The sequence below is a fragment of the Enterococcus sp. C76 genome, from assembly GCF_040886985.1.
Taxonomy (GTDB): domain Bacteria; phylum Bacillota; class Bacilli; order Lactobacillales; family Enterococcaceae; genus Enterococcus_B; species Enterococcus_B lactis.
Window position 1 is genome coordinate 1 of the sequence record NZ_JBFOEY010000027.1, and the last position, 1,542, is coordinate 1,542.

Here is a 1,542-nt window from a genome sequence, read left to right on the forward strand (position 1 = left end):
TAATAAAAGAAGCGACAAAAAAAAATTCGTTAATTGGCGAATTCTTTTCAAGTAGTGAATTGGTAAATTTTCTTAATTGTCAGCAAGTGATTTCGGTTAAACGTATTGAGAAAAGAGTGAATTTTTCTTTGAGTGAATTGAAATGTAACGAATTTTTATTAATACCTATTTCAGTAGAGAAAAAATTTGATGATGAAATGCTATATGGGATGCATTGGGTTTGCGTTATAGAGAGAGTAAAAAAAATTTATGTGATTGACAGTGAAACGAAAAAAGTAAGCGAAATTAATGATTTATCTGATTATATTCAAAGGAATCAAAAGTTTGTAAATAAGGAGTTTAATTGGTATTTGTGGAAGAAGTATTTTACTTGTTCGGTTGGACGAATTCTTTTGTATAAAAAGTTGATATTTCCACATTATATTAGAAAATATTTGATTGAATGTTTGCAGAGGATAAAAGGAATTAATTTGGACGATTCATTGGTGAAAATGAATGATGTTGAATTGGTAAAAATAACTTTTTAGAATTTGTTTTTTTTGTAAAAAAAAATAGAAAATAATGGTGTATTTAGCCATACAATGGTGTTGTTAGTTTTTGGTGGGAGTGATTTTTATAGATAGTTGTAAATATAAACAATTGACCCCTCACGAAAGAATAATAATTGCGATTATGTACAATGAAGAGGGGCGGACGGCAAACGAAATAGCACAAGTTATAGAACGTCACCATAGCACCATTTATCGGGAAATTGAGCGAAATCTCAATGGATTTGGACGATATGATCCCTCTTTTGCGCAAGAATTGTCAGATGGACGAAAGAGAGCGAAAAAGAATCGTTCTAAGTTTACTATTGAGACAAAAGAAACGATTGAAGAGAAAATGGAATTAGGGTGGTCTCCTGAAATAATTTGCAATTGGAATCGGGTGATCCAAGAAAATAAAGATTTTGTATCAACGAAAACTATATATCGCTATATACATGCTGGATTAGTAAGCTCGCCTAAATATTTACGGAAAAAAGGAAAGAAGTATAAAAGAGCTGCGGATGTAAATCGCATGAAAGGCGGAAAAAGTATTCATTCTCGAGAACAAATAATCAATAATCGTGGGCGTATAGGCGATTGGGAAGTGGATACTGTCGTTGGAAAGAAAGGGACAAAAGCAGTTATCCTTACTTTGGTCGATCGGAAAACAAGATTTTTATTATCGAAAATTTGTAGTAATCGAAAAGCAGAAACGATTAGTAGTGGAATCGTGGAGTTATTAGAAAATCAACCAGTTTGTTCGATAACTGCTGATAATGGCCCTGAATTTTCAGATTTCCAATATGTAGAGAAAAAGTTAGGAATTAATGTGTATTTTGCCGATCCATATTGTTCTTGGCAACGTGGCACAAATGAAAATACAAATGGATTAATACGAGAATATGTTCCAAAAGGGACTGATATTGGAAAGGTTGACCGAGATTATTTTAAACGATGTATTGATTTAATTAATGGAAGACCTAGAAAAGTGCTTGGTTATTATATGCCTAAAGAA

At 32.0% G+C, this 1,542-nt stretch carries 2 protein-coding genes; both read left to right on the plus strand.

Annotated features, from left to right (window positions below):
• The coding region (locus AB3I00_RS14490) for a hypothetical protein (RefSeq protein WP_368025596.1) at positions 1-527 on the plus strand (527 nt) is incomplete at its 5' end.
• 79 nt (positions 528-606) lie between these two features.
• Positions 607-1,542 (plus strand): IS30 family transposase (locus AB3I00_RS14495; protein WP_368025597.1); only part of this gene is annotated, 936 nt, incomplete at its 3' end.